The organism is Micromonospora sp. NPDC049089 (genome assembly GCF_040648775.1).
GTDB lineage: Bacteria > Actinomycetota > Actinomycetes > Mycobacteriales > Micromonosporaceae > Micromonospora.
Window position 1 is genome coordinate 1 of sequence record NZ_JBEZEH010000374.1, and the last position, 2,535, is coordinate 2,535.

At 70.3% G+C, this 2,535-nt stretch carries 3 protein-coding genes; 2 read left to right on the forward strand and 1 reads right to left on the reverse strand.

Annotated features, from left to right (window positions below; all coding sequences use genetic code 11):
* Positions 1-313: 313 nt before the first annotated feature.
* A complete protein-coding gene (locus tag AB0B48_RS32835; protein ID WP_124770765.1) occupies positions 314-655 on the forward strand; it encodes a hypothetical protein in 342 nt (113 codons plus the stop codon).
* Positions 652-1,311, forward strand: a complete 660-nt coding sequence (locus tag AB0B48_RS32840; RefSeq protein ID WP_357208489.1) for a nucleotidyl transferase AbiEii/AbiGii toxin family protein — start codon at positions 652-654, stop codon at positions 1,309-1,311. The genes AB0B48_RS32835 and AB0B48_RS32840 overlap by 4 nt, the downstream gene beginning before the upstream one ends.
* Positions 1,312-1,412: 101 nt before the next feature.
* On the opposite strand, the gene AB0B48_RS32845 is transcribed toward AB0B48_RS32840, so the two are convergent.
* Entirely contained in the window at positions 1,413-2,315 is a 903-nt protein-coding gene (locus tag AB0B48_RS32845; RefSeq protein ID WP_355010275.1) for an SDR family oxidoreductase, read from the reverse strand.
* Positions 2,316-2,535: the final 220 nt, after the last annotated feature.

Below are 2,535 nucleotides of genomic sequence, written 5' to 3' on the forward strand. Positions count from 1 at the left end.
GGCCATGATTCCGGCCCGCGAGTGCACCCGGCCACACCCAGATACAGACAAACAACCCACACGGCACCGGGCTCCACGCCATCGGACCAGCCCTCTCCGGGTGATCCACTCGGGTTCACGGAAGGCGGGGCATCCCGGACGCCCGGACACCCCGACATCAGGAAGCCCGAGTCGATCAGGAACGCACCGACCGTGCCAAGGCCGCACAAACCGGACACACTTCGCAGCGGGCAGGGTCAGGTCGGCGCGCGTGGAGCAGCGCGGTCGGATCGTCCTGAGCGACACCGGCTCTGGCGGGCGTTACCCTGACACCATGCAGGCCGTCTCCCCCACCGCGACCGGCGTGGCCTTTCTGGCCCGCCCGGGTCGCCCCGCTGTGGTGGCACGGACCCTCGCCGAGCTTGCCGGCCCCACCCGAGGTGTGGTGGAACTGCCGGTACGGCTGATGTGGAACGCCGAGCGCACCTTCGACCTCGGCGACCCGGACCAGCTGCTCTGGATGTACGAAAACGTGCTTCGCGAGACCACTCGAGCCGAGGATCTGCGCGCCCTGATCAACGGGCGGACGCTGCGTCGGGTGTGGCGACTGCTCAACCTGCCTCGGGGCGTACGCCAGGCGTGGGAGAGCCGGCACCGCGGCCTGCGCGCGGCGTGATCGAACCTCATCTGCACGAGTTCTACCGGGAGGTGGCCCGGGTGGCGCTGGCCGCCGCCGGGCCGTACCGGTTCGTTCTGGGTGGTGGGGTGGCGTGGGCGGCGCATGGGCTGGTCGCCCGGCCGACGGAGGACGTGGACCTCTTCGCGGACGTGGAGGGTGCCGCGGCGGCGGCGTCCGCCGGGGTGCGGGTGGCCCTGGAGCGGGCCGGGTTCATCGTCAGTGACGCCGACCCGGACAGTGAGCTGGCCGAACTGTTCGACGGGTACGAGCAGGACATGAAGGACTTCGTGGTGAGCCGCGACGGACGGCAGATCCGGCTCAGCCTCGCCCGGTTGGACCGCCAGCAGAGTCCGGTGGTGATGGACCTCGGCCCGGTGATGGACGTTCGTGACCTGGTGGCTAACAAGATCGCGGCGTTGGTCAACCGGCGGGAGGTTCGCGACTTCATCGACGTGGCCGCGGCTCTCGACCACTACGACGTGACCGAACTGTTGGTGCTGGCACGGCAGGTCGACCCCGCGCTTGACCCGGACGACGTGCGCGCCGCCGGCCGCTATCTGGACCGGCTCTCCGACCAGCGTTTCGGCCGGTACGGCCTGGGCGCCGTCGACGTCGCCGAGATCCGGCAGCGCTTCGCCGCCTGGCCACGCTGACCAGCGGGCCACAAGAACGAGCCGCACCAACGGGCCACGCGACGCGAGCAGGCCACAAGCGTCGGGTGGGCATCCCGAGCGGACGCCCACCCGACGGCGGTTCACTTGGTCGGTCGACCGCCCGTGACGCCCAGGATCTCGCCGGTCACGTAGCTGGACTCCTGCGAGGCGAAGAAGACGTACGCGGGTGCCAGCTCCGCCGGCTGCCCGGGACGCCCCTCCGGGGTGTCGGTGCCGAACTGCTTCACCTTCTCCTCCGGCATGGTGGCCGGGATCAACGGCGTCCACACCGGGCCCGGTGCGACCGCGTTGACGCGGATGCCCTGCTCGGCCAGGTCGGCGGCGAGCGCCTTGGTGAAGTTGGCGATCCCCGCCTTGGTGGTGGCGTAGTCCAACAACTGCGGCGACGGGTCGAACGCCTGGATCGACGACGTGTTGATGATCGCCGACCCCTCGGCCAGGTGCGGAATGGCCGCCTTGCAGAGCCAGAACATCGCGTACAGGTTGGTCTTGAACACCCGGTCGAACTGCTCGGTGCTGATCCCGAGGATCCCCTTGTCCTGCGACATCTGGTACGCCGCGTTGTTCACCAGGATGTCGAGACCACCCAGGTCGCGCACCGCCCGATCGACCAGTTCCTGGCAGTGCGCCTCGTCGGTGACGTCGCCGCGTACCGCGACGCCCCGCCGGCCGGCGGCCTCGACCAGCCGGATGGTCTCCCGGGCGTCGGCGTCCTCCTCCTCACTGAGGTACGAGATGAGCACGTCCGCACCCTCCCGGGCGAAGGCGATCGCGACCGCCCGGCCGATCCCCGAGTCACCACCGGTGATGAGCGCCCGCTTGCCGTCGAGCTTGCCGCTGCCCCGGTACGACTCCTCACCGTGGTCCGGCCGCGGGTTCATCTCCGCGGTCGAGCCGGGCGCTGACTGCTGCTGCGCGGGCTGACCGGACTGCCCTCCGTACTGGCTGGTCGGGTCCTGCTGGGTGTGCTGGTCCTCGCTCACTGAAAACTCTCCTCGCTGCGCGCGGGAAGCGGGGGTCTCCCGCGAATGCCGTCCCTGACCGCCCTACCCTGCGTCGGCCTACGGAAACCGCTGCAACGACCGGGGCTGTGGTGCGGCGGTGCCCGCTGCTGGTTAGGGTGCGCAAGGCGCTCACGAGGCGCGTCCACCCCCATGGAAAGGCACGTCATGACCTCTTCCTCCGGCCCGTCGCGCCGCCAGG